At 67.7% G+C, this 24,472-nt stretch carries 21 protein-coding genes and 1 pseudogene; 9 read left to right on the top strand and 13 right to left on the bottom strand.

Features of this window, described 5'->3' with window-relative positions:
• Positions 1-151 precede the first annotated feature (151 nt).
• Positions 152-1,228: a nucleoside hydrolase gene (locus tag QR64_RS04200; RefSeq protein ID WP_033097481.1), complete on the bottom strand. Its 1,077-nt coding sequence runs from the start codon at positions 1,226-1,228 to the stop codon at positions 152-154.
• Between the two features lie 59 nt (positions 1,229-1,287).
• Here QR64_RS04200 and QR64_RS04195 point away from each other — a divergent pair, with 59 nt between their 5' ends.
• Complete coding sequence (locus QR64_RS04195) at positions 1,288-2,094, top strand: acyl-CoA thioesterase domain-containing protein (RefSeq protein WP_006553135.1); 807 nt, start codon at positions 1,288-1,290, stop codon at positions 2,092-2,094.
• 19 nt (positions 2,095-2,113) lie between these two features.
• On the top strand, positions 2,114-2,764 hold the full coding sequence (locus QR64_RS04190) for a cyclase family protein (RefSeq protein WP_039584265.1): 651 nt from the start codon (positions 2,114-2,116) through the stop codon (positions 2,762-2,764).
• A 49-nt stretch (positions 2,765-2,813) separates the two neighbouring features.
• Here QR64_RS04190 and QR64_RS04185 read toward each other — a convergent pair whose 3' ends face one another.
• Positions 2,814-3,485, bottom strand: a complete 672-nt coding sequence (locus QR64_RS04185) for a FadR/GntR family transcriptional regulator (RefSeq protein ID WP_039584264.1) — start codon at positions 3,483-3,485, stop codon at positions 2,814-2,816.
• 187 nt (positions 3,486-3,672) lie between these two features.
• Here QR64_RS04185 and QR64_RS04180 point away from each other — a divergent pair, with 187 nt between their 5' ends.
• Positions 3,673-5,457, top strand: a complete 1,785-nt coding sequence (locus QR64_RS04180; protein ID WP_039584263.1) for a 2-isopropylmalate synthase — start codon at positions 3,673-3,675, stop codon at positions 5,455-5,457.
• On the opposite strand, the gene QR64_RS04175 is transcribed toward QR64_RS04180, so the two are convergent.
• A complete protein-coding gene (locus tag QR64_RS04175) occupies positions 5,426-6,157 on the bottom strand; it encodes a M50 family metallopeptidase (RefSeq protein ID WP_006553139.1) in 732 nt (243 codons plus the stop codon). The two genes, QR64_RS04180 and QR64_RS04175, sit on opposite strands and share 32 nt — an antisense overlap.
• A 53-nt stretch (positions 6,158-6,210) precedes the next feature.
• On the opposite strand from QR64_RS04175, the gene QR64_RS04170 reads away from it, so the two are divergent.
• Together QR64_RS04170 and QR64_RS04165 are read left to right on the top strand one after the other, a co-directional pair.
• A complete protein-coding gene (locus QR64_RS04170; protein WP_039584261.1) occupies positions 6,211-6,909 on the top strand; it encodes an AzlC family ABC transporter permease in 699 nt (232 codons plus the stop codon).
• The gene (locus QR64_RS04165) at positions 6,902-7,231 is read left to right on the top strand and encodes a branched-chain amino acid transporter permease (protein ID WP_006553141.1); all 330 of its coding nucleotides are present in this window, start codon (positions 6,902-6,904) and stop codon (positions 7,229-7,231) included. The genes QR64_RS04170 and QR64_RS04165 overlap by 8 nt, the downstream gene beginning before the upstream one ends.
• Here QR64_RS04165 and QR64_RS28795 read toward each other — a convergent pair.
• The 3 genes and pseudogenes from QR64_RS28795 to aztD all read right to left on the bottom strand — a co-directional run.
• A pseudogene (locus tag QR64_RS28795) lies at positions 7,201-8,005 on the bottom strand (glycosyltransferase 87 family protein); the annotation flags it as partial. The gene QR64_RS04165 and the pseudogene QR64_RS28795 sit on opposite strands and share 31 nt — an antisense overlap.
• Before the next feature lies 1 nt (position 8,006).
• The coding region (locus QR64_RS27530) for a glycosyltransferase 87 family protein (protein WP_235367003.1) at positions 8,007-8,429 on the bottom strand (423 nt) is incomplete at its 3' end.
• A 232-nt stretch (positions 8,430-8,661) separates the two neighbouring features.
• On the bottom strand, positions 8,662-9,903 hold the full coding sequence (gene aztD / locus QR64_RS04155) for a zinc metallochaperone AztD (RefSeq protein WP_039584260.1): 1,242 nt from the start codon (positions 9,901-9,903) through the stop codon (positions 8,662-8,664).
• Between the two features lie 217 nt (positions 9,904-10,120).
• On the opposite strand from aztD, the gene QR64_RS04150 reads away from it, so the two are divergent.
• Entirely contained in the window at positions 10,121-11,308 is a 1,188-nt protein-coding gene (locus tag QR64_RS04150; RefSeq protein WP_006553144.1) for an ATP-binding protein, read from the top strand.
• A 22-nt stretch (positions 11,309-11,330) separates the two neighbouring features.
• Here QR64_RS04150 and QR64_RS04145 read toward each other — a convergent pair whose 3' ends face one another.
• Both QR64_RS04145 and QR64_RS04140 read right to left on the bottom strand, forming a co-directional pair.
• Positions 11,331-12,005 carry a nitroreductase gene (locus QR64_RS04145; RefSeq protein ID WP_039584259.1) on the bottom strand — a complete coding sequence of 225 codons (675 nt, stop codon included), beginning with the start codon at positions 12,003-12,005 and terminating at the stop codon, positions 11,331-11,333.
• A gap of 110 nt (positions 12,006-12,115) precedes the next feature.
• Entirely contained in the window at positions 12,116-13,123 is a 1,008-nt protein-coding gene (locus tag QR64_RS04140) for an NAD(P)H-dependent glycerol-3-phosphate dehydrogenase (RefSeq protein ID WP_006553146.1), read from the bottom strand.
• Between the two features lie 157 nt (positions 13,124-13,280).
• Between QR64_RS04140 and QR64_RS04135 the strand changes: the two genes are divergently transcribed.
• From QR64_RS04135 to QR64_RS04125, 3 genes are all read left to right on the top strand, one after another.
• Positions 13,281-13,730 (top strand): helix-turn-helix transcriptional regulator, encoded by a 450-nt coding sequence (locus tag QR64_RS04135; protein WP_026061046.1) that lies wholly within the window; start codon positions 13,281-13,283, stop codon positions 13,728-13,730.
• A 5-nt stretch (positions 13,731-13,735) separates the two neighbouring features.
• A complete protein-coding gene (locus tag QR64_RS04130) occupies positions 13,736-14,146 on the top strand; it encodes a VOC family protein (RefSeq protein WP_033097560.1) in 411 nt (136 codons plus the stop codon).
• Between the two features lie 80 nt (positions 14,147-14,226).
• Positions 14,227-16,626 carry an ATP-binding cassette domain-containing protein gene (locus tag QR64_RS04125; protein WP_039584257.1) on the top strand — a complete coding sequence of 800 codons (2,400 nt, stop codon included), beginning with the start codon at positions 14,227-14,229 and terminating at the stop codon, positions 16,624-16,626.
• On the opposite strand, the gene QR64_RS04120 is transcribed toward QR64_RS04125, so the two are convergent.
• The 5 genes from QR64_RS04120 to benC all read right to left on the bottom strand — a co-directional run bounded on the left by QR64_RS04120 (position 16,616) and on the right by benC (position 24,453).
• Positions 16,616-17,857, bottom strand: a complete 1,242-nt coding sequence (locus tag QR64_RS04120; RefSeq protein WP_039584256.1) for a benzoate/H(+) symporter BenE family transporter — start codon at positions 17,855-17,857, stop codon at positions 16,616-16,618. The genes QR64_RS04125 and QR64_RS04120 overlap by 11 nt on opposite strands.
• A gap of 12 nt (positions 17,858-17,869) precedes the next feature.
• Positions 17,870-20,599, bottom strand: a complete 2,730-nt coding sequence (locus QR64_RS04115) for a helix-turn-helix transcriptional regulator (protein ID WP_039584254.1) — start codon at positions 20,597-20,599, stop codon at positions 17,870-17,872.
• The gene (locus QR64_RS04110) at positions 20,596-21,939 is read right to left on the bottom strand and encodes an MFS transporter (RefSeq protein ID WP_019288830.1); all 1,344 of its coding nucleotides are present in this window, start codon (positions 21,937-21,939) and stop codon (positions 20,596-20,598) included. Before QR64_RS04110 ends, QR64_RS04115 begins: the two co-directional genes overlap by 4 nt.
• 100 nt (positions 21,940-22,039) lie before the next feature.
• Positions 22,040-22,837, bottom strand: a complete 798-nt coding sequence (locus QR64_RS04105) for a 1,6-dihydroxycyclohexa-2,4-diene-1-carboxylate dehydrogenase (RefSeq protein ID WP_039584252.1) — start codon at positions 22,835-22,837, stop codon at positions 22,040-22,042.
• Positions 22,834-24,453: a benzoate 1,2-dioxygenase electron transfer component BenC gene (gene benC / locus QR64_RS04100; protein WP_019288829.1), complete on the bottom strand. Its 1,620-nt coding sequence runs from the start codon at positions 24,451-24,453 to the stop codon at positions 22,834-22,836. Before benC ends, QR64_RS04105 begins: the two co-directional genes overlap by 4 nt.
• Positions 24,454-24,472 lie beyond the last annotated feature (19 nt).

The following is a 24,472-nucleotide window of genomic DNA, read 5'->3' as shown; positions in this document are numbered from 1 at the left end:
TGTCTTTGCTGTCGTCGGTGACTCTCTGGTGAGAAAACCTCACTGCGCCAGGCCGTCCATGATCGGTTGGCCGTCGATATCGTCGAAATATTGGACGCGCACTTTCTGTGCCACGTTTATCTCCTTGTCCCCGAACTGTGCGCTGTCGACGCTAGTTCTTACTCGGGGGTAGGTTCAAGTCGCGAATGTACGATCCCACCCGCTCGACGAAATGATCGAAGAACTCTGCCGGACGGGTGCCCGCCACGATATCCGCGTTCGGCGTCCTCTGCCACATACCGGACAGATCGGCGACCGTCGTGCCCCGGGTGAGCCGTCCGTCGAGCTCGACGTCGACCGTCGCGGGCCGGGAGGTGTAGGGAACCGTGCCCAGCGCGACCGCCGCGGCGAACGGGTCGTGCACGTGCGCGAGGAAGCCCAGGCCCTGGTCACGGTGGAATTCCATGTAGAACCGCAGTGCATCGGAGATGTGGCGGACGAGAGGGACATCGGCCGTCGACCGCGTACCGCGCGGAGCGTCCGGGGACAGCTCCCCGGATCGGGGCACACCGACGACGTCCCCGATCCGCGCGACATGCTCGGGATGCATCTCGATCGACTCCGTGACGTCGAGCGGGCACACGATCGGTCGCCGGTCCGGAGGGACGATCGAGAACGCGTCGAACACGACCTTGGCGGCCTCCGGATCCACCGCGACGTTCCATTCCGAGGTCGGCGTCGTATTACCGGGATGGTGGAAGCACCCACCCATGATCACGAGGCGACGCAACCGCGACGGCAGTTCCGGGTCGATGCGCAGGGCGAGGGCGAGGTTGGTGAGCGGGCCGGTGACGAGCCCGGTGAGCTCTCCCGGATGCTCGCGGGTGAGATCGACCCATGCCTGCGCGGCCGATCGCGGCGACCGCGACTGCGACGCAGCGGGGAGTTCCGCATACCCGATCCCCTGTGGACCGTGCGTGTCCTCGGTGGTCATCAGTGGCGCGACCAGCGGAACCTGCGATCCGGCAGCCACTTCGATATCGGACCGACCGCACACCTCGAGCCACGACAGCGTGTTGGCGGTGACCTGGTCCACTGGCACGTTCCCCGCCGTGCACAGGGCGGCGACGATCTCGGCTTCCGGGCTCGCGACGAGATAGAGCAGGGCGAGAGCGTCGTCGATGCCGGTGTCGACGTCGACGATCAGGCGGGTACGGGCAGCCGGAACATCGGGTTCGTGTACATGCACGATCCCATCTTCGGGTATCCCGATGAACGCACCGCGGCCGGTGCTGGGAGAATTCCCGAATGCACGAGCGCAAGAACCGCGGTTTTTTCACCGAGGACGACGGTGTCTACCTGCCCACGAAGTATGCGACCAGCCCGTGGTCGGACACGATGCTCAACGGGCCGTGTGTGAGCGGTCTGGTGGCGCGTGAGCTCGAGATCCACCATGCCGTCGAGGGTTTCGTCCCGTCCCGGTTCACGCTCGATCTCTTCAGGCCGGTCCGCAACGAGCCGATCACCTTCACCACCACCCGGGTGCGCGACGGCAACCGCATCCGCGTCGCCGACGCGAACCTGATGCAGGGTGGAGAGGTGTCGGCGCGCGCGACGCTCACCTTCCTCCGCAAGTCGGCGCCGCCGCCCGGGTCGGTGTGGTTGCGCGGCGAGTCCCCGACGCCTCCTCCCGGTTCCCCGGAGACGCAGCCCGGGCCGCTCGAGTACTCGTCGTGGTACGGCAGCGACGGCCCGGGATGGACGCGGGTGCGGTCGGAACACCAGAACTCCGATCGCAAGCGCCTGTGGTCGCGGCAGCTGCCGATCATCGTCGGCGAGGAGCTGTCGCCGTTCGTCAACACCGCGACCGTCGGTGAGGGCACGTCGTTCGTGACCAACTGGTCGGACAAAGGTGTCGGCTACATCAATTCCGATGTCACCCTGGCACTGTCCCGTCTGCCGGAAGGACCGGAGGTCGGTATCGAGGCCGACAACCACATCAGCAGCGAGGGCATCGCGGTCGGCACGGCGGTGCTGTTCGACCGTCTCGGCGCGTTCGGCACCGGTGTGGTCACCGCGCTCGCGAATGCGCAGCGGCAGGTCGATTTCGGCTGACCCGAACAGGAGTGATGTCATGCGTGTTCGGCGGATCGTCGACCTGACCCACATCGTCTCCCCGGCCATCCAGGTCTATCCCGGGGATCCGGCACCGACGTTCACACCGCACGCCACCGTCGAGACCGACGGATTCGACCTGATGCGCATCGACATGGGATCGCAAACCGGCACCCACGTCGACGCGCCGCGACACGTGCGCAGCGGCGGCGCCGCGATCGACGCGGTACCGCCGGAGAACTTCGTGGGACGCGGAGTGGTGCTCGACGTGCGCGCCCGCGTCGGCGCCGGTGCGCTCGTCACCGCCGACATGTGGGGTGGGCCTGCGATCGGCTCCGGCGACATCGCGCTGGTCCTCACCGGCTGGTCGCGGTATTTCGGCACTGACCGCTATTTCGAGCATCCGGCCCTGAGCATCGACGCGTGCCGGTGGTTGCTCGACCGCGGCGTCCGCACGGTCGGAATCGACGCGCCGAGCGTGGATCCCACGGGCGACGAGACGCTCGCAGCGCACCACGTGCTCGCCGACGCGGGGGCGATCATCTGCGAGAACCTGCGCAATCTCGACGCGATCGACTTCGCGGATCCGCTCGTGTCCTTGCTGCCGATCCCGTTCGCGGGCGTCGACGGGGCCCCGGTGAGGGCGGTCGCGATGCAGATCGAGAAGTGACCGTCCCGCACCCGGGAGGTCGAGAACCGTCCGCAGAGAACCGGCCCGGCTATCGGCCGAGTGCCGTCGTGAGCGAGGACAAGTGGTCGCGGGTGACGGCGGCGGCGGTCACCCCGTCACGGTCCGCGATGGCGTCGTAGATGCGTCGGTGGGTATCGTGGTCGGCGTCGTCCCCGTGGGTGCCGCGCGTGCGGAGCATTTCGATCATGGCGTGACGGTTACGGGGTGTGAAGCCGTCGAACAGGTCGAGAAGGATCGGGTTGTGTGCGGCGACCACGATGGTGCGGTGGAAGACGATGTCGGTGTCGACGTGTTCCTCGATGGCCGTGCGATGGGTTTCGCGTTCCCGCAGTGACTTCTTCAATGCCCGCAGTTCGGCGGGGGTGCGGCGCGCGGCGGCAAGGGCCGAGGCCTCGACCTCGACGGCGATGCGGGCCTCGATCACGGCGAGGATGTCGGCGCGCGCGACCGTGCGCGTCCAGTCCTCGGGTGCGTCGAGAGCGGTGACGAACACGCCGGCGCCCTGCCGGGTGGTCAGGATGCCGCGTCCGGCGAGCTGACGGATCGCTTCGCGGACGGTGGAGCGGCCGACGCCGAGCTGCGGAGCCAGCGTCGTCTCGCCGGGCAGCTTGGCGCCGAGCGACCATTCTCCGGATCGGATGCGTTCGAGGAGCAGTTCGGCGGCCTGGTCGGCGAGAGGCTCGCGGCGGACGACGGTCATGGTTCCATCATCGCAGAGTCGCCTACTCCTCTACTTGTCCGAGGAGTTATGTTAGTCTTCGGGACATGCGCTCCTTCGCGTTCCTTCTCCTTCGCCGCCACGGCGGGGCCTAGCCGGACCGGCTCCCCGTCGTGGAGTCGAACACGCGCCGGTCCCTCGTAACGACGATCGACGAAGGACTTCTCCGATGAGCACCAGCACGTTCCCGCGAATCTTCACTCCTGCCGGTCCGGTTCCTGCCGACGCCCCCGTCTGGAACAGGCAGCGGCACTCCGCCATGCCCTCACATCGCTACCGCGATGTGTACTCTCGCGTGGAGGTTCCACTGGCGCAACGGAACTGGCCCACACAACGTCTGACCGCGGCCCCACTGTGGGTGCCGGTGGACCTGCGCGACGGTAACCAGGCACTGGCCGAACCGATGGATCCCGGCCGCAAACGCCGCTTCTTCGAGCTGATGGTCGCGATGGGATACAAGGAGATCGAGGTCGGTTATCCGTCCGCCTCGCAGACCGACTTCGACTTCGTGCGCCTGATCGTCGAGACCGACATCGCGCCGCCGGACGTCACCATCGTGGTGTTCACCCCGGCACGTCGCGACCTCATCGAGCGGACTGTGGAATCCGTCCGGGGTGTCCGCAACGAGGTCGTCGTCCACATGTACACCGCGACCGCTCCCACCTGGCGCGAGGTCGTCCTCGACCGCGACCGTACCGCGCTGACGGAACTGATCGTCGCCGGTGGCCGCGACGTCCTGGAACTGGCCGGCGACCTGCCGAACGTGCGGTTCGAGTTCTCACCCGAGGTCTTCAACCTCACCGAACCCGACTACGCGCTCGAGGTGTGCGACGCGATCACCGAGTTGTGGGACGCGACCCCCGAACGGCCGGTGATCGTGAATCTTCCGGCCACCGTCGAGATCGCGACCCCGAACGTCTATGCCGATCAGATCGAGTACATGCACACCAACCTCGCGCGACGCGACGCGGTGATCCTGTCCGTGCACCCGCACAACGATCGCGGCGCAGGTATCGCGTGCGCCGAACTCGCCGTCCTCGCCGGGGCGCAGCGGGTCGAAGGGTGCGTGTTCGGCAACGGGGAACGCACCGGCAACGTCGACATTGCGACACTCGCACTGAACCTCCACGCACAGGGCATCGATCCGATGATCGATTTCTCCGACATCGACGAGATCCGCCGCACCGTCGAATACTGCAATCGCATCGAGATCCACCCGAGGCACCCGTATGTCGGCGACCTGGTGCACACCGCCTTCAGCGGCACTCATCAGGACGCGATCAGGAAAGGGTTCGCCGAGCACCGGGCACGCGCCGTCGCCGAGGGCCGTCCCGAGTCCGAGATCGATTGGCGAGTACCATATCTGCCGATCGATCCCGCCGACATAGGACGTACCTACGACGCGGTGATCCGTGTCAATTCGCAATCCGGTAAGGGCGGGGTCGCCTACCTGCTCGAGAGCGAATACGGCATCGAAATTCCGCGTCGGCTCCAGATCGACTTCACTCGCCACGTGCAAGACCACACCGACACCAGCGGCGGGGAGGTCACTGCGACCGAACTGTGGGAGATCTTCGACACCGCATATCTCGCACGGCCGGACGTCCCGGGTGCACCGGTGCTGCGCGCCTTCGACGTGACCGACGCGGGCACCACGATCACGCTGGGTGTCGGCGGCACCGAACACCGCAGTGTCCACGAGGGCGTGGGTCCCGTCGAAGCATCGACCGACGCTCTCGCCCGTCTCGGCATCGATATCGAGGTGCTCGGCCTCCATCAGAGCAGCGTCGGCACCGACGCACTCACCCTGATCGAATTCCGCAGCGGCGACGACACACGGTGGGCAGCGGGGCGTCACCGCTCCGTGCTCACCGCGAGCCTGCACGCGGTCGTCCGTGCTGCCGCCTGCATCCCGAGGCCACTCAGGACAGCTGGGTCACCACGATCCGTGTGACGCCGTAGAAGGCGGTACCCGCCGTGACGATCGCGAACAGCGCGATCCATACGGCCGCCGGAACGCGGGTCAGTCCGCGCAACTGGTCGGCGTCCGAACCCCGGCCACGACCGCGCGAATGGGTGCGGGCGAGTTCGAGGACCGGGCGGGTCGCGCCGAGGAGCAAGACCCATGTGATCAGGTACGCCGCGGTGTACCGGACGATCGGGTCCCCGAGATAGGCGGCCGCACCGACGAGCGCACCCGCGATCACCACCGAGACGAATCCGTACAGATTGCGGATCAGCAGCAACAGGACAGCGAGCGCGGCGAGGATCGACCACAGCACCGCGGCGGGCCGATCCAGGGTCAGCAGCGTCGCCGCCGCGAATCCCAGCACGGCCGGACCGGTGTACCCGGCGAAGGTGGTCGCGACCATGCCGGGGCCTCGCGGGTTGCCGGACGACACCATCACCCCCGAGGTGTCGCTGTGCAGACGGATGCCCGACAGCTTTCGGCCCACGAGCGCCGCGACCAGCGCGTGCGACCCCTCGTGCGCCTGCGTGACGACATGGCGGGTCTTCAGCCACAGCGGCCGAACGGTGACGAGCACGAGTGCGACGATCGCCGTTCCGACGACGACCACCGTCGGAGCGGGCTGGTCGACGGTCGACACGGCCTGCCAGGCGGAGGACACGACCTCCGTGAACGAGGTGGACACAGATCACCTTCTTCCGGGCCGGGCGCCGAGACTTCCGGCCCGGCGATAGCCTGATGAGCATGCCCGACCGTCGTACCCTCGAGATCCGCGCGGGTATCAAGGACTCCTGGGCCGTCGGGCTGGGACTGATCCCGCTGGGGCTCGCGTTCGGTGTGGTTCTCACCCAGGGCGGGTTCGAATGGTGGTGGGCGCCGATCTTCTCCACCGTCATCTACGCGGGGTCGATGGAGTTCCTCGCGATCGGTCTGATCGCGGCGGTCACGCCGCTCGCCTCGGTCGCCGCGGCGACACTGCTGGTGAACTTCCGGCACGTCTTCTACGGCCTGTCGTTCCCGCTGCACCGCATCCGCAGCCGGCTCGGGCGTCTCTACGGCGTCTATGCGCTCACCGACGAGTCGTACGCGATCGTCGCCCCCAAGGCACGTGAGCCGCTCTCGGGTACCCGCATCCTCACGGTCCAGGTGCTCTGCCAGCTGATGTGGGTCGTGTCGGGCACGATCGGCGCGTTGATCGGGGCAGCGCTCCCCGACGGGCTCGCCGGACTCGAGTTTGCCCTCACGGCACTGTTCGCGGTGCTTGCGATCGATGCCTTCCGCGCCAACCGCGACGTGCCGGCGCCGGTGCTCGCGCTGGTCTGCGGTCTCGTCGCATTGCTGGTCGCGAAAAGCCAGATGCTCGTCGTCGGGCTCGGGTTGTTCGTGGTGTGCCTGTTCGTGCGTTTCGTCTACCGGAACAAGGTGGCCCGTGCCTGAGTCGGTGCCCAGCGCCGGATATGTCCTCGGCGCTCTGGCGGTGATGTTCGTCGTGACGGTCGCGTTGCGCGCGGCGCCGTTCCTCGCGTTGTCGGCGCTGAAGAACTCCGCCTTCGTCGATTTCCTGGGCCGTACGATGCCCGCGGGCGTCATGGTGATCCTGGTGATGTACACACTGCGTGACGTGGGGGAGTCGACCTGGCTACCCGCGACCGTCGGTCTCGCGGGCACGATCGCGGTGCATCTGTGGCGACGCAATGCCGCGCTGAGCACCGTTGTCGGGACGGGTCTCTATCTCGTCGCGTCGGCGTTCTGGACCTGAGCCGGCGCGGCGACGGTCTCCTCGCGCTCGACGGCGTTCTCGGCACCGGGGCGACGATGGCGCGCGGCGACCATCGCGGCGACGAAGACTGCGATCGCGGCCAGGCACTGCGAGGTCCCGAGGACTTCGAGGAGCAACTGCTCGACCCAGCCGCCGGAGGACGCCTCACGCAGCAGGTGGTTGGGTCCGATGAGGAAGACCACGGTGGCGGGCCCCAGCACGGGCCACCAGCGGCGGTAGGCCGGCGCGACGAGCAGCGGCACGAGGAACAGCGCGTACACCCAGTGGTGGGTGACGGCGATCGGAGCGGCGAGCAGCGACGCCAGGCCCACCAGGGCCACCGCGACCACGGGCTCGTCGGCACGCAGGAAGCGGTAGGCGGCCCATGCGGTACCGGCCACGACGACCAGGGCACCGGCCAGCCACAGCGCCTTGGCGGTGCCGTCGGAGAAGTCGAAACGGGCGATGAGACCGGTGAGCGCCTGGTTGCGGAAGAACGACGGGTCGCCGGCGCGGTCGGTCGCGAAGAACTCCGTGGTCCAGAAGTAGACGGTCGAATCGGGGCGCAGCCAGTAGCCGAACGCGACGGTCGCGGCAAAGGCGCTCAGCGCGCGGAATGCCGACGGCCAGTCGCGGCGCAGCAGGAAGATCAGGCCGAAGGCGGCCGGGGTCACCTTGATGGCGGCGGCCAGCGCGATGCCGACACCGCGGAAGCGCTTCGGGATCACACCGAGCAGGTCGGCGACCACCAGTGCCATGAGCACGATGTTGATCNGAAGTTGGAGCGGAACGGCTCGAGCCACAGCACCGGTCCGAGCGACGCGGCTGCGATCAGGCTCGGCTGCGACATGTCGAGTCGCTGGTAGACGACCTCGAGCACCCACCACACGAGAGCGATGAGTCCGATCGTCCACAACACCTGCAGGGCGGTGCTGCCCACCAACGCCATCGGGGCGAAGAGGAACGCCGCGAAGGGTGGGTAGATGAACCGGAAACCGGAATGGCTGAAGAACCCCTCGGTGTACAGCGGGGTGTGGTGCAGGAAGGCCCAGCCGGCATCGCGGAAGACGTCGAGATCCATGAGGTACTCGTTCAGCGCGTCGCGCAGGTATCCCGCGACTGCCAGCGCCGAGACCGTCAGACCGATGGCGATCAACAAGGATCGAACAGGTCGGGTACGGACTTCGGTCAACAGCACGGGCGGTACCTCCCGGTAGGAAACAGGTGCGTCGCCACGTTACACAATCGTTGTCTTCGGGATCAGCCGACGAGAATATCGCCTCCCCAACCGTTTTGGTCGGGAAGTCCGTTTCGCGAACTTGGGGAGTGAGGCGGATCACGTTGCGGAAAGATCTCGACCGGCCGGACGTGAGGGGAGTATTCGTCTTTCTAGCTCCACAGCTAGAAAGACGAATACTCCGGTAGCGGAATCAGGCGACGCCGCTGATCTCGTTCGGGGTGTGCGGCAGTTCGGCAGAGCGGATCTCACCCGAGGTCACGTCCACCGCGTATAGGGAATCGGTGGCGGGATCGGTGACGAACGCCGTATCGCCCCGCACCTCGAGTGCGGGCCGAGGTGCCTGCCACTCGACGGGCTCGGTCCACGGCTCGAGCACCTCGATCCGCCGGACGATCTCGCCGGAGTCGGGATCGATCACGTGGAGGTTGCCGTCGGTGCCGAGAACGAGTGCTTCCCCTGCCGGTCCGCGACCGAGGGAGCGGAAGGTGTAACTCGTACCGAGGTCGACGAGACGCACCGACGCCGTGCGGGTGTCCACGAGCGCGACGCGCTCGGGACGCTCGAGCTCGGCGTCGGGATCGGTCTTGTAGTCGCCGAGGACGACGGGCGAGTCCTCGCTGCCGGCCTGGTTCCCGATCCGGCCATAGGGGTCGGGCACCGGCGCCTTCGTGAACGTTCCGTCGCGGAAGATCACCATGCCGTCCTCGCATCCGAAGGCGACGACCCCGTCGGCCGCGACCGTCTCACCGTGCACACCCGGGCACTGTTCGGTGCGCGTGATCTCGGTGCCGTTCTCGTCGAGCAGCGCCACACCGGTCCGATCCTCGGAATCGCCGAGGGTGACGAGCATGCCGCCGTCGGGCATCGGGACGGCCACGCCGTGGTGGGCCTCGGGGAGCGCGCGACTGTCGAGATCCGGCAGGTCGGTCGCCGAGGCGAGATCGGCGGGGTCGAACACGTCGATGCGTCCGGTGCCGTCGTCGAACAGGGCGGTGACCCCGGCGTGCGGCACGACGTGTCCGGGCTTCTCGGCGGCGAACGTCAGGTCGGTGAGCGTGGGTGCGCCGGCGTAGTGGTGACCGTGGTCGCCGTGGGCTTCCGTCCAGCTGCCGGTGTCGAGCACGCGGAATCCGCCTTCGGTGGAGATCAGCACGTGGCGTCCGTCGCCGGCAGGGGAGAGGCGGTTGAAACCGTCGAGTGCGAAGTCGTCGACGACGGTGAGTTCTTCTTCCTCGACGACGAGGACGCCGCCGTCGTAGGTCAGGGCGAGGCGCGGCTGCGCCGTCGCCACTTCGGAAGCGGCGGCGGAGGTCGTCGTCTCGGGGGTGTCGGCCGCAGTGGTGTCGGCCTCGGTCGTACCGCCGCAGGCGGCGGCGAAGGTCGCAGCGACGACGGTGAGGGCGGCGCCGCCGTAGCGGGAGAGCGTTGTCATGGGGAAAGAAATAGCCACTATCGAAAATGAATGTCAAAGTCTGAAATGCGCATGCGTGCATGTCGCTCCGGGCGGCCGAGGTTGCAGTTGTTGTCGAGAAATCGCCGAAATGTCGACAACAACTGCGGTTTCGAGCTCGGACATACGCGAATACGGCCGTCTACGACACGCACTAGATGAGCTCAGAATCCGATGAGTTCGCCGTTAGCATCGACGGATGGATCCTGTCCGCAACCCGTACGCCCCGGGCGCGGGACAGCGCCCGCCCGAGCTCGCCGGCCGCGAGAAGCAACTCACCGCGTTCGAGGTGGTCCTCGAACGGATCGCCCGGGAACGACCCGAACGCAGCGTCGTCCTCACCGGCCTCCGCGGTGTCGGCAAGACCGTCCTTCTCAACCATCTGCGCTCCGCCGCCATCGCGAAGAGCTGGGGCACCGGCAAGATCGAGGCCCGTCCCGATCAAGGACTGCGACGCCCCCTGTCGTCGGCGCTGCACATGGCGGTCCGCGAGATCGCCGCCGCGCATCCGGATCCGGAATCGGTGGAGTACTTCCTCGGGGTGCTCAAGTCGTTCGCGCTGCGGGCTACCGCCGACAAGGGCATGCGCGAACGCTGGCAACCCGGCATCGATGCTCCGGCCGTGAAAGGGCGGGCCGACTCGGGCGACATCGAGATCGACCTCGTCGAACTGCTTGTCGACGCAGCAGGACTCGCACGCGACGTGGGCGTGGGCATCGCGTTGTTCATCGACGAGATGCAGGACCTCGGCTCCGACGACGTCTCAGCGATCTGCGGGGCCTGCCACGAGCTGAGCCAGGACGCCGCGCCGCTCATCGTCGTCGGGGCCGGTCTGCCGCACCTGCCCGCGGTGCTGTCGGCGTCGAAGTCCTACTCCGAGCGGCTGTTCACCTACCACCGCATCGACCGGCTCGACCGTGCGGCAGCGGATCTCGCGCTCATCGCGCCTGCGGCACGAGAGGACGTCGAGTTCACGCAGGACGCCCTCGACCTGCTGTATGAAACCGCCGACGGCTACCCGTATTTCGTGCAGGCCTATGGTAAGACGACCTGGGACGTCGCAGCGGATTCGCCGATCACCGCCGACGACGTGCGGGTCGCGGCACCGACTGCGGAAGAGGAACTCGCCGTCGGCTTCTTCGGCTCCCGCTACGAACGGGCGACCCCCGCCGAACGCGAATACATGCGGGCCATGGCGGATCTGGCGGGCGACGACGGGCCTGTCGCGACCTCGAAGATCGCCGTCGAACTCGGACGGAAGCCTGCCTCCCTGTCACCTGCGCGCGACGGATTGATCAAGAAGGGCCTGATCTATTCCGCCGAGCGCGGGTTCATCGGGTTCACCGTTCCGCACTTCGGGCGGTACCTGCGCGCCCAGAACGACTGACCCGGCCGGGGCGATCGAAAGTTCAGTCGACCCACTCGACGGTCTCGTCGAGCGACGCGCGATTCGTGCGACACGCATTGGCCGGGTGCGCCTCGTCGGCGTAACCGAACGAGATGGCGCAGACGATGTCGCGGTCGTCGCCGATGTTCAGTTCGCGTCGCAGCGCGGTGGCCGTCATCGCGACGGCGGCCTGCGGGACGGCGGCGATGCCGAGCGACTCGGCGGCGAGCAGCAGGGTCGAGACGTAGCCACCGCAGTCGACGGCGCCGTACACGCCGAGGGCCTTGTCGGAGGTGATGATCGCGACGTGCGGTGCGCCGAAGAAGCGGTAGTTCTCGAGCATCTGCTCGGTGCGGCGCTGGTAGTCGTCGCGGGCGATGCCCAGCGCGTTGTACAGGGCGTAGCCGGCGCCGCGGCGACGCTCGGCATAGGCGCCGCGGTATTCGGCGGGTCCCGGGATGTCGGGATCCATGTTCCCCGAGGTGGCCTGCGCGTAGACGGCGTCGCGCAGGCGGTTGGTGGCGTCGCCGCTGACGATGTGCACTTGCCAGGGTTGGGAGTTGCACCAGGACGCGGTGCGCTGACCCATCTGCAGCATGCGTTCGATGTCCTCGCGCGGGACCTGTTTCGTTAGGAAGGCGCGGCAGCTGAAACGGGTGTCGAGCAGGGACGACAGCGCGTCGGCGGCAGAAGTCATGTCACCACGATGGCACATCACTTCACCGAGCGTTCGTTCAGCCGGTCGGGAGCACACGACAGGCGACTATTCGGCTTTCTACGATCCGTCCGAGAAAGCGGTAGAGAAGGTCAGACGATGTCCCTCTCGTCGCCGGGTGTGACCCGGCGCAGCCCCCGATAGGCATCGGTGGGGGTGCTCTTCCCGGTCACCACGGCCGCGACCTCGGCGGCGATCGGCATCTCCACCCCGTACTCGCGGGCGAGTTCCATGACCGTCGGCGCGGTCTTCACCCCTTCGGCGACCTGCCCCAGCGCCTCGACGGCCTCGTCGATGCTGAGCCCGCGCGCCAGCGCCTCACCGACCCGGCGGTTCCGCGACGACGGACTCGTGCACGTCGCGATGAGATCACCCATCCCCGTGAGGCCCGCGAACGTGCGCGGATCCGCACCCATGGCCTCACCGAGACGCGTCATCTCCGCCAGCCCACGGGCGAGGACCATCGCGCGGGTGTTGTCGCCGACGCTGAGCCCTTCGGCCATGCCGGCCGCGATCGCCACGATGTTCTTGAGGATCCCGCCCAGTTCGCAGCCGAGCACGTCGGTATTGCGATAGACGCGGAACAACGACGTGGCGAACAGCGGTTGCAGCGCCGCACTCACCGCTTCGTCCTGCATCGCGACCACCGACGCGGCGGCCATGCCGTCGGCGATCTCCCCGGCGATGTTCGGACCCGCGAGCAGCCCGACGGGGTGCCCCGGAAGGCATTCGGCGATCACCTCGGTGGGCCGCAGGCGGGTGCCCGGCTCGAGGCCCTTCACGAGCGAGACGACCGGAACCCACGCGCGGATCTCGTCGACGACCTGCTCGAGTGTCTTGCGCACTGCATGCGACGGCACACCGATCACCAGGACGTCGGCTTCGCGGGCGGCCTCTTCGAGATCGGAGGTCGCGCGCAGGCCCTGCGGCAGTGGCCGTTCGCCGAGATATCGACGGTTGCGGTGCTCGGTGTCGATCTCGCGCGCGATGTCGTCGTTGCGGGCCCACAACGTCGTCGGGGTGTTGCGTGCGGCCAACGACGCGATCGTGGTTCCCCACGATCCCGATCCGAGAACGACGACGCGAACCGCACGAGCCATCGGTGACCTTTCGTCCGTACGGGCAGGTATCGACAGAGTGTCAGTTTTCCGGTCCCGGCGGGTCCGGTTTGTGGTCCCGGGATCCTCGCGGGGCGGATGTGCTGTGGAGGCGCACGACGACAGGATCGAGGCGGCGCATCGTGGCACGATCGGACCCGTGCCCGGTAAACCCGTCACCGATCAGCGTCTGCGCGACCTCGCGTTGCTGCGCCGCGTCCGCGACCGCATCGACCGCGAGTACGCCCAGCCCCTCGACGTCGAGGCCCTCGCCCGCGGCGTGAACATGTCCGCCGGCCATCTCAGCCGCCAGTTCAGGCTCGCGTACGGCGAGTCGCCCTATTCGTATCTCATGACCCGGCGCATCGAGCGGGCCATGACGTTGCTGCGACGCGGCGACCTCACCGTCACCGAGGTGTGCTTCGAGGTGGGCTGTTCGTCGCTCGGCACCTTCAGTACCCGGTTCACGGAACTCGTCGGCGTGCCCCCGAGCGTGTACCGCAAGCAGGCGGCCGAGGAGACGAACGGCATCCCGTCGTGCGTGGCGAAGAATGTCACCAGACCGATCAGGAATCGAGAAGCGCGGACGGGTCCGCCGGTCATACCGTGATCGGCATGGACATCACCATTCACCAGACATTCCTTCCGCACACCGATCCCGAGGCGTCCCTCGCGTTCTACCGCGACACCCTCGGCTTCGAGGTCCTCAACGATGTCGGTTACGCCGGGAAGCGCTGGATCACCCTCGGCCGCAGCGACACTCCCGGCACGTCCCTGGTGCTGTACCCGCCGGACGCCGACCCCGGCATCACGGAGGAGGAGAACGCCACCATCGCCGAGATGATGGCCAAGGGCACCTTCGCGTCGATCATCCTCGCGACGAAGGATCTCGACGGGACGTTCGAGCAACTGCAGGCCGGCGACACCGAGATCGTCCAGGAACCCACCGACCAGCCGTACGGCGTCCGCGACTGCGCTCTCCGCGACCCCGCGGGAAACATGGTCCGCATCCAGCAATTGCGCTGACCGATCCCACGATCGGCCTTACTCTCCGATCGTCGCACCCGTTCCGCCCCGCATCCGTACGACCACTGGAGTCTTCGAACATGACCTCGACGAAGGACACACCGGCACATGCAGCGCACGTCGCCGACACCCACGATGCGATCCGGGTCCACGGAGCGCGCGTGAACAATCTCCGCGACATCAGCGTGGAGATCCCCAAGCGGCGATTGACGGTGTTCACCGGTGTCTCCGGCTCGGGCAAGAGTTCGCTGGTGTTCAGCACGATCGCCGCCGAGTCGCAGCGCCTGATCAACGAGACGTACAGCGCGTTCGTGCAGGGATTCATGCCGACCCTGGCCCGCCCGGACGTCGACGTGCTCGACGGCATCACCGCGGCGATCATCGTCGGCCAGGAACGGATGGGATCGAATCCGCGCTCGACGGTGGGCACCGCCACCGATGCCAACGCGATGCTTCGCATCCTGTTCAGCCGGGTTGCGGAGCCGCACATCGGTCCGCCCAACGCCTACTCGTTCAACGTGCCGTCGGTGCGGGCCAGTGGTGCGGTGACGGTGGAGAGGGGCGCCGGGAAGACCCAGGCCGAGAAGGTGACCTTCAACCGGCTCGGCGGCATGTGCCCGCGATGCGAGGGCAAGGGCAACATCTCCGATTTCGACCTGACCGTGCTCTACGACGACGGTCTCTCCCTCAACGAGGGCGCCCTGAAGATCCCCGGCTACAGCATGGACGGCTGGTACGGCCGGATCTACCGCGGCTGCGGCTTCTTCGATCCCGACAAGCCGATCGCGAAGTTCACCAAGCGGCAACTCCACGACCTGCTCTACAAGGAACCCACCAAGATCAAGGTGGAGGGTGTCAACGTCACCTTCGAGGGCCTGATCCCGAAGATCCAGAAGTCGTTCCTGTCCAAGGATCTCGACGCGATGCAACCGCACATCCGTGCGTTCGTCGAGAAGGCCGTCGTCCTCTCCACATGCCCGGACTGTGAAGGGACGCGTCTCGCCCCCGAGGCGCGGTCGTCGAAGATCGACGGCAGGAGCATCGCGGACGTGTGCGCGATGCAGATCAGCGATCTCGCCGAATGGGTGCGCGGACTGGATCTTCCGCAGGTTGCCCCGCTGCTGAAAAACCTTTGTCATCTGCTCGACTCCTTCGCGGACATCGGGCTGGGATATCTGTCGCTGGAACGTCCCACCGGCACCCTGTCCGGCGGAGAATCGCAGCGCATCAAGATGATCCGCCATCTCGGATCGTCGCTGACCGATATCACCTACGTCTTCGACGAACCGACGATCGGCATGCACCCGCACGACATCGCGCGGATGAACAACCTGCTGCTGCAACTGCGCGACAAGGGCAACACCGTGCTCGTCGTCGAACACAAACCCGAGGCCATCGCGATCGCCGACCACATCGTCGATCTCGGCCCGCGCGCCGGCACCGAGGGCGGACAGGTGGTCTTCGAGGGCACCGTCGACGAACTGCGGCGTGCCGACACCCTCACCGGTCGTCACCTCGACGACCGGGCGTCGCTGAAACCGACGGTGCGCACCCCGAGCGGAGCCCTGAAGGTCCGCGGCGCAGACACGCACAACCTGCAGAACGTCGACGTCGATATCCCGCTCGGCGTGCTCGTCGTGGTGACCGGCGTGGCCGGATCGGGCAAGAGTTCGCTGATCCACGGTTCGGTGGCCGACGGCGACGGCGTGGTCACGATCGACCAGAGCCCCATCAAGGGCTCGCGTCGCAGCAACCCCGCGACCTACACGGGTCTTCTCGAACCGATCCGCAAGGCGTTCGCGAAGGCCAACGGTGTCAAGCCGGCCCTGTTCAGTTCCAACTCCGAGGGCGCCTGCCCGACCTGCAACGGCGCCGGTGTCGTCTACACCGACCTCGGGGTGATGGCCACCGTCGAATCGGTTTGCGAGGACTGCGAGGGCAAGCGCTTCCAGACCGCCGTGCTCGACTACACCCTGGCGGGGAAGAACATCGCCGAGGTGCTCGCCATGTCCGTCGCGCAGGCCCAGGAGTACTTCGCCGACGGCGAGGCACGCACCCCGGCAGCGTCGAAGATCCTGCAGCGACTGTCCGACGTCGGCCTCGGCTATCTGCGGCTCGGCCAGCCCCTGACCACCCTGTCGGGCGGTGAGCGGCAGCGGCTCAAGCTCGCCACCGCGATGGCCGAGAAGGGGGAGACCTACATCCTCGACGAACCCACCACGGGCCTGCACCTCGCCGACGTCGAACAGCTGCTCGGTCTGCTCGACCGGCTCGTCGAGTCCGGCAAGTCGGTGATCGTCATCGAACACCACCAGGCCGTGATGGCCCACGCCGACTGGATCATCGACCTCGGTCCCGGCGCCGGCCACGACGGTGGACGCATCGTCTTCGAGGGCACCCCCAGCGAACTCGTGGAGGAGCGGTCGACGCTCACCGGCGAGCATCTCTCCGAGTACGTCGGGGTCGGGGTCAGCGGCTGAAGTCCGGACGCTCCATCAGCCACGACACGGCCACACCCGCGACGAGCCCCCAGAACGCCGCGCCGATGTTCCAGACGGTGATGTTCGAGGCGGTGACCACGAACGCGACGAGCGCACCCATGGTGTGCTTGCTCGCGAACCCGGCCACGAAGGCGCCCTGCAACGCTTTGAGCATCGCCAGGCCGCCGAGAGTCGCGACGAACGAGGCGGGCGCGGCGATCATCCACCGGACGAACAGCGGCGCGAACAGTCCGAAGACGATCGCCAGCGTCCCGCATGTGATCGCCGCGGTGTACTGACGGGACCGTTCGCCCGACGACACGAGCAGCGCGTTGGTCGGTCCGGTCAGACAGGTCGACACGGCGCCGACGCACGCGGCAAGGAAGGACCACAGTCCGCACGCGATCGCCGAGACGTTGACGGGCGGATTGTGCCCGGCCGAGCGCAGCACCGCGATGCCTTGCCCGTTCTGCACGACCAGCACGGTGATCGCGAGCGGCACGACGAGTTCGAGGATCGCCGACCACGTGAACTGCGGGGCGGTGAACACCGGTGCGGCGAAGACCGCGCTGTCGGTCCCGGACGGTGAGAACCGGTCCGACAGCGCGACCGCGCCCACCCCGGCGAGCAGAGCGCCGAGGATGGGAGGCATCCACTTACCGAGGACTGCAACGGAACTGAGCAGGAGGAAGACGATCACCATCGGTGCGGCGATGGCGACGTCGGCACCGAGCGCCGAAACCAGATCGATGCCGAACTTCAGGAACACCCCCGCGACCATCGCCATGACGATGGGCATCGGCAACGCTTCCATCACTCGGCGCACCAGTCCCGAGGCCCCCAGCACCGTCACGAGGGCCGCTGTCACGAAGAATGCGCCGACCACCTCCGCCCAGCTCAGGTGGGTGAGCGACCCGCCGACCAGCACGGTGCCGGGGATGGTCCAGAAGAACCCGAGCGGTTGCCGGTAGGCGACGCTCATCACGATGGTGAGTAGCCCGTTGAGGGCGAACACCCCGAAGATCCACGACGCCAACTGCGGTGCGCTCAGCCCGCCCGCGGCGCCGGCGGCGAGGATCACGGCGACCGGTCCGGTGCACGAGAAGACGAGCCCGATCAAGCCGTTCGCGGCGTATCGTGGGCCGAGATCCCGGAGTATCCCGCGCGGTCCGACGACGGGACGCACGGGGCGTTCGAACAGATCGGTCTCGGCGGTGGGGCGATCGTCCACGGCGGTCAATGGTCAACCTCGATCCTGTTGTCGGAACTTCGCGGCGAGCTCGCTGCGCGAGCGGATGCCGAACTTCGAGTACACGCGGGTCAGGTGGTACTGCACGGTCTTGACGGACAGGAACAGCTCACCGGCGACTTCCTTGTTGGTGCGGCCCGACGCGACGAGTGTGGCCACGGCGCGTTCCTGTGGAGTGAGGGTCGTGAAATCCGAACGCGGGGTCTCGGTCTCGCCGTCGCCGGTACGAAGACCACCGGCCTTGAGTTCCCGGTCGCAACGTTCCACGTACGAGACGGCGCCGAGCGACGCGTACAGCTCACGGGCGGTGCGGATCACCGCGTCGGCGTCGCGGCGACGCCCCGCGCGGCGCATCGTCTGGCCGTACGCGAAGTTGATGCGTGCACGGTCGTAGGGCAGTGGCAGCGTGTCGATCTCGTCGAGTGCGTGTTCGAAAGCGTCGCGGGCGGCGTCGATGTCGCCGCGGGCTCCGAGGATGCGACCGCGCACGTAACCGAGGCGGCCCTTGGCGGAGCGGTGACCGCGTTCGGCGGCGAGTTCCTCGTGCGGCCGCAGGAATTCGTCCGCTTCGTCGACGCGTCCGGTGATCACGAGGGCGTTGCCGTAGAGATCCGGCCACGGCCAGTGGCCGGGTTCGTCGACGGCGCCCCGCTCGCGCATGGTGACGATCGGTTCCAGATAGCGCAACACGCTCGTGTAGTCGGAGACGACCTCGGCGCACTGCGCCAGACACAGGCAGGCCGGTACGAGCATGAGCGGGTAGTCGTTGTTCCCGGCGCGGGCACGGTGGGCGTGTTCCCGTGCCGCGGTCCAGTTCCCGCGCAGCGCCTGGACCTGGGCGCCGGTCCAGTGGACGAGCGGTCGGAGCAGATCGAGTTGTGTCGCGTCGAGCTGCGCCGCCGCGCGATCGACGGTGCGCAGCGCGTCGGACCACGCACCGAGCGCGAATTGTGTTCGCGCGAGCCATGCCTGCGCCCACAGCGAGATGCGCAGCGACCCGCCGCGGAAGATGGTCGGTTCGGCCGCCTCGAGTTCGGTCCGGGCGAGATCGGGCCGGTCGAGCACCAATGCGAGCCACCCCTCGGCCATGCGGATGCGCTGGCTCTGCGCTCCGAGCCGGATGACATCGGACAGAGCCGAATACGACTCGACGGCCTCATCGACGCGACCGGTCATCGCCAGCCCGAGTCCGCGGATGGCCCGGGACTCGACGACGGGTGGAGCCGTCTCGGGGAGGGTGTCCGCGGCACGATCGGCCCACAGGACAAGATCGTCGCCGCGCAGCCGTGCCAACGAATGCAACACCATGCGTTGCGAAATCGTCGCGGCGAGTTCGGGTTCGGATTCCGGATCGTCGAGCATCGACCACGCTTCGGTGAGAAGGTGGTGCGCTTCCGCGGCCCGCCCCCGCTGGATCGCGAGATAGCCGAGCACGGCGTTGCGCATCGGTCCGCTCGGCACGCTCTCGATCTCGGGGACGAACGTCTGGGCCTGGGGCAGGTCGGCCGCACCGGTCAGTGCGTCGACACCGCGGATCATCCTGCGGGTCCGTAGTTCTCGGTCGAGAGTGATACGGCTCGCGGTGATGAGCGCTTCGGCCGCTTGGGACCAGGCGCCGTCGGCGGCGCATCGCCGGGCGTAAGCGTCGAGGTCGGCGGCGAGTTCCTCGTTTCCGGTCGGTGTCGCGGACACCAGGTGGAACAACCGGGCGCCCTCGTCGTCGACGAGCGAAGCGGCCCGCGCGTGCAGGCTGTGCCAGCGGGCCGGGCCGATCTCGTCGGCCACGGCGGCGCGGGTCATGGGATCGGGGAACGACAACGACACCACGCCCCGCTGTTCACGCATCGTGAGCAGACCGAGCCGGTGGGCCTCGTCGAGCGGCCCGGTCGTGTCGCCGACCTCGGCGAGTTCGGCGACGAGCGCGAGGGATTCGGTGGCTCCCCGTGTCGCGGCGGTGTCCAGGACGGCGACCGATTCGACGAGCGCGCGCGTGTCCGGTGAACACCGGGCAAGGATGCGACCCACTTTCCCCGCGTGTTGTCTCGGTGCTGGGAAACGCGCCTGCCAGCGGTGCCATTCGTCGCGAGGGATCTCGTCGAGAAGCTGCAGGATCGAGCGGGTGTTCCCGAGCGTGTGTTCCTGCAGGCGACGCGCCGTCCACGCGGACAGGTCGACGCCGATGCGATGCAGTGCGAGTTGCGCGACATCCGGGGGCGCCAGCGCGCCGACGTGGAGGGTGTCCACGCGGTGGCTGTTCGAGAGGAGGTCGGCGGTCGCCGGGGCGACATCGTCGGGAAGCACGTCGGGCACGATCCAGATCATGAGCAGGGGACGTCCGTGCGCTCGCCTCAGCGACGACGACAGCGACTGCAACGACTCGGCATCCGCGTAGTGCGCATCGTCGACGACGATCACCGTCGCGTCGTCGATCCGGTCGAGGAGCGTGCGTGCCGCCTCCACCGGGTCGCCCGCCGTGACGGTGTCACTGAGCAGCTGTTCGAGCACGGACCACGGATGGCCGGCTTCCCAGCGGGCCCCGGTCGCGTCGTGTACGGCGAGGTCGTCGTGGCGAGCGACGAAATACGAAACGAGGGAGGATTTCCCGACGCCGGACGCCCCCTCGACGAGGACCAGCGAGGGGACACCCGCGCGGGCTTCGTCGAGGAGGCGTTCGAGTTGCAACAACTCGGAGTTCCGGCCGATCAGCACAACGTTGTCCGTCACACATCCACGGTAGTCGGCACGGGGCGATCGGAACTGCGGACCGGCGAGACGGACTGGACCGGGCGGGGCACGAACCACGTGACCAGACCACCGGCGAGCGCGATACCCGCGAAGATGTAGAAGTTCACGTTGTTCGCGAAGCCCGCGCCGATGAGAAGACCTCCGATGACCGGGCCGACGATGCCGCCCAGGCGGCCGAAGCCGGCGCACCACGCCACACCCGCGGCGCGGGCGGGGGTGTCGTAGTAGTTGGACACGAATCCGTAGATGAGCACCTGGGTGCCGATCGTGCCCGTACCGGCGATCGCGACGGCGGTGAGCAGCACCGGCAGCGGGAAACCGAGCGTGAGCAGCACGAGGGCCACGGCCGCGAGGAAGAAGGTGGTGACGATGACGGACTGCGGTCCGCGGCCGTCGGCGACCTTCGAGGCGAGCAGGCCGCCGAGGATGGCGCCGCCGTTGAGGACGAGGAGGAAGGCGAGCGAGCCGTTGGCGTTGTAACCGGCGTCGGCCATGATCTTCGGCAGCCAGGTGTTGAGGCCGTAGGTGAGCAGCAGACCGGCGAAGCTCATCATGCCGAGCAGTCCCGTACCGAGGGCGTACTTGCGGGTCGCGAGTGCCGCGAAACCGATCTTCTCGGTGGAAGCGACAGGTGCTGCGGACGGCAGCGGGAAACCGAACTTCTCGCACACACGCTGCGCCTCGTCGGAGCGTCCCCGCGACTGCAGCCAGGCGGGCGACTCGGGAAGCTTCATCAGTGCCAGCGGGAGCAGGATGAGCAGCGGCAACGCGCCGATGAGGAACAGTCCGCGCCAGCCGATCGCGTCGCGCAGCAGGATCGCGAGCAGCGAGGCCATCACACCGCCGGCGGGGACACCGCTGTAGACGATGGCGTTGAACAGGTTGCGCTTGCCGGGCGGAGCGAACTCGGCGACCACGGCTCCGGCGGTGGCGACGAGACCGCCGACGCCGATGCCGGTGAAGAAGCGGAGCGCGCCGAACATCGTGATGCTCGTGGAGAAGGCCGCCGCACCCATGCCGACGGAGAACCAGACGATGTTGATCAACATCATCTTCCGGCGGCCGACGCGGTCACCGAACGCACCGGTCAGCAGCGCGCCGACCATGACGCCGATGAGCGCGTAGGAGCCGAGGGCACCACCCTGCTGGGCAGAGATCTCCCCGAGCTGGGTCGGATCGGCCATCAGGGTCGGAAGGACGGTGCCGTACACGACGAGGTCGTAGCCGTCGAAGATGATCGCGAGGGTGGCGAGCGCGACGATCCAGATGACGCTGCGCCGATGTTGTGGACTGGCCCAGGTCTGCGTGGCGTGGGGCATGCGTTGCTCCGGTCTGTGGGTGGAGTCACAAGAGGATTCGGGGAGAAAAGTGGCCTCACCGGGGGGACTGGCGCCTTCGGTGAGGCCGAGCGAGGGGCGGTCAGCCCAGATCGCCGCCGGCGACGGGAAGAACCGTGCCGGTGATGTAGGAGGCCTCCTCGGAGGCCAGGAAACAGATCGCGGCGGCCTGCTCGTCGAGCGTGCCGTACCGCTTGAGCAGGGAGGAATCGACGGTCTGGTCCACGATCTGCTGGTACCAGGCCTTCTCCTGCTCGGACTGCGGCGACGGACCGCGCGCGATCCGCCGCTCGGGAGCGACGGTGCCGCCCGGGGCGGTCGCCACCACGCGGACCCCGTAGGGGGCGAGTTCGAGGGCGAGCGACGCGGTGATCGCGTTGACCCCACCCTTCGCCGCCGAATACGGCACGCGGTTGACGCCGCGGGTCGCGACCGACGAGACGTTCACGATCGTGCCGGCGCGTCGCTCGATCAGATGGGGAGCGGCGGCGCGACACGTCCACAGAGTGGGGAACAGCGACCGCCGGATCTCCTTCTCGATCTCTTCCGGCGCATAGTGCTCGTACGGCTTGGCCCAGATCGTGCCGCCGACGACGTTGATCAGCACGTCGATGCGGCCGGTGGTGCGGACGGCGTGGGAGATCGCCTCCTCCGCGCCCTCGGAGGTCTCGAGATCCGCCGTCACCGAATGCGCCTTGCCGCCCGCCTCGCGCAGCTGCTCGGCCACCTCGTGGACGAGATCCGCGCGGTCGACGAGCACGACCTCACCGCCCTCGGCGGCGATGCGGGTCGCCACCGTGAGACCGATGCCCTGCGCGGCGCCGGTGATCGTCAGGCACCGTCCGTCGAACCGGCCCGGGAAGATCTTCGTTTCGATCATGAGGAGACACCTGCTGGGGCACCGCTGGCGATGGCGCGACGCATCGTCTCCTTGGCGTGCTGCGAGTGGACGACGATCAGGTCGCGCGCGGCGGCCTTGTCGCCCTTCTCGAACGCCTCGACGAGCTGCAGGTGCTCGTCGACGATGTGCTCCTCGATCCACTGCGCGTCGCGCAGGACCTGCTTCATCAACCGGGTGACCTCGAGCTTGTTGTAGGCCTCGAGCAGCACCGGGTTGGTGCAACAGCGGAAGAGGAACTCGTGGAAGGCCGCATTGGTGTCGGTGAACGCCGCGGCGTCGGTGAAGTGGTCGCCTTCGACCGACGCGCCGGACGCCTCGGCGAGGATGCGGAACTCGACGAGCTGCTCCGGCGTGAGCCGGCCGATCGTGAGTTCGACGACCCCGAGTTCGAGGGCCATGCGGGCGTCGAACTGCTCGTCCGATTCGGCGACGGGCGGATGCTCCTCGCCGATCTCGTAATTGCCGGGCTCGGGGTTCTCGAGCACCACCGGACGACCGGTCTCGGCGGCAGCCTTCTCCGCCGCGGCCTTCTCGGCGTCGGTGGCAGCGGGTGCGGTTGCCCCACCCGGGGTGGCCGAGGTGTTGAACTTCTCGAAGTAGAAGTTCGTCGGCTCGATACCGTTCTCGGACAGGTGGTTACGCACCGCCTCCACCATGGGCGGCGGACCGCACAGGTAAATGTCCACATCACCGTCGTTGAGGTGCGACGGCTCGAACAGACCCGTCACGTATCCCTTGTTCGGGGCGGACGACGCTTCGTCGGCGACGCAGTAGTCGAACGTGAAGTTCGGCAGCCGCTTCGTGTACTCCTCGAGCGCGTCGAGTTCGACGAGATCGTGATCGAAGGTGACACCGTAGATCAGGTGCACCGGCTGGTCCGAGCCGTCGGCCTCGATCTTCGACAGGATCGACAGCAGCGGCGCCAGGCCGGTACCGCCGGCGAGCAGCAGCGACGGACGCTTGCGCTCGCGCAGGAAGAAGCTGCCGAATGGGCCGGTGAACTCCAGGGTATCGCCGACCTGCGCGCGGTCGCGCAGGTACTCGGACATCAGACCGTCCTCGGTGATCTTCACGAGGAACGCGAGCGAATTCTCGTGCGGGCCGGTGCTGAACGAGTACGAGCGGGTCGCCGGCTTACCGGTGCCGTCGTCGCTGCCGGGCACGCCGATGTTGACGTACTGACCGGGCAGGAACACCAGATCGTCACGGTTGTCGATCTCGACGGTGAACCCGACGACGCTCTCGGAGTAACGGCGCAGATCCGTGATGGTCGCGCTATACGAGGCGGCCGCGGTCTTCGCGACATCGGAGGTGCTCGCGATCTGCACCACCAGATCGGATTCCGGCATCATCTGGCACGGCAGGCAGTAACCCTGCTCGGCCTCTTCGTCGGTGAGGGCGTCCTCGATGTAGTCGCCGCCGTCGTAGCTGCCCGATTCGCAGAAGGCCTTGCAGGTTCCGCACGCGCCGTCGCGGCAGTCGAGCGGAATGTTGATGCGTGCCTTGTACGAGGCGTCGGCGACGGTCTCGTTCGGGTTGACCTTGATGAAGCGGGTGACCCCGTCCTCGAAGCTCAATGCCACCTGGTAAGCCATGGCACGTGCCTCCTTTCGT

The sequence above is a fragment of the Rhodococcus sp. Chr-9 genome (assembly GCF_000801125.1).
Classification (GTDB): Bacteria; Actinomycetota; Actinomycetes; order Mycobacteriales; family Mycobacteriaceae; genus Rhodococcus; species Rhodococcus pyridinivorans.
Note: the sequence above shows the minus strand (reverse complement) of the source record. Positions and strands in the feature narration are given on the sequence as shown.

Excerpts from the sequence above, each read along its gene's own strand:
- QR64_RS04130 (WP_033097560.1), top strand. The coding sequence starts at position 13,736 with ATGGACATCACCATTCACCAGACATTCCTTCCGCACACCGATCCCGAG.
- QR64_RS04185 (WP_039584264.1), bottom strand. The coding sequence starts at position 3,485 with ATGACCGTCGTCCGCCGCGAGCCTCTCGCCGACCAGGCCGCCGAACTG.
- QR64_RS04150 (WP_006553144.1), top strand. The coding sequence starts at position 10,121 with ATGGATCCTGTCCGCAACCCGTACGCCCCGGGCGCGGGACAGCGCCCG.
- aztD (WP_039584260.1), bottom strand. The coding sequence starts at position 9,903 with ATGACAACGCTCTCCCGCTACGGCGGCGCCGCCCTCACCGTCGTCGCT.
- QR64_RS04140 (WP_006553146.1), bottom strand. The coding sequence starts at position 13,123 with ATGGCTCGTGCGGTTCGCGTCGTCGTTCTCGGATCGGGATCGTGGGGA.
- QR64_RS04125 (WP_039584257.1), top strand. The coding sequence starts at position 14,227 with ATGACCTCGACGAAGGACACACCGGCACATGCAGCGCACGTCGCCGAC.
- benC (WP_019288829.1), bottom strand. The coding sequence starts at position 24,453 with ATGGCTTACCAGGTGGCATTGAGCTTCGAGGACGGGGTCACCCGCTTC.
- QR64_RS04180 (WP_039584263.1), top strand. The coding sequence starts at position 3,673 with ATGAGCACCAGCACGTTCCCGCGAATCTTCACTCCTGCCGGTCCGGTT.
- QR64_RS04105 (WP_039584252.1), bottom strand. The coding sequence starts at position 22,837 with ATGATCGAAACGAAGATCTTCCCGGGCCGGTTCGACGGACGGTGCCTG.
- QR64_RS04195 (WP_006553135.1), top strand. The coding sequence starts at position 1,288 with ATGCACGAGCGCAAGAACCGCGGTTTTTTCACCGAGGACGACGGTGTC.
- QR64_RS04190 (WP_039584265.1), top strand. The coding sequence starts at position 2,114 with ATGCGTGTTCGGCGGATCGTCGACCTGACCCACATCGTCTCCCCGGCC.
- QR64_RS04110 (WP_019288830.1), bottom strand. The coding sequence starts at position 21,939 with ATGCCCCACGCCACGCAGACCTGGGCCAGTCCACAACATCGGCGCAGC.
- QR64_RS04170 (WP_039584261.1), top strand. The coding sequence starts at position 6,211 with ATGAGCATGCCCGACCGTCGTACCCTCGAGATCCGCGCGGGTATCAAG.
- QR64_RS04145 (WP_039584259.1), bottom strand. The coding sequence starts at position 12,005 with ATGACTTCTGCCGCCGACGCGCTGTCGTCCCTGCTCGACACCCGTTTC.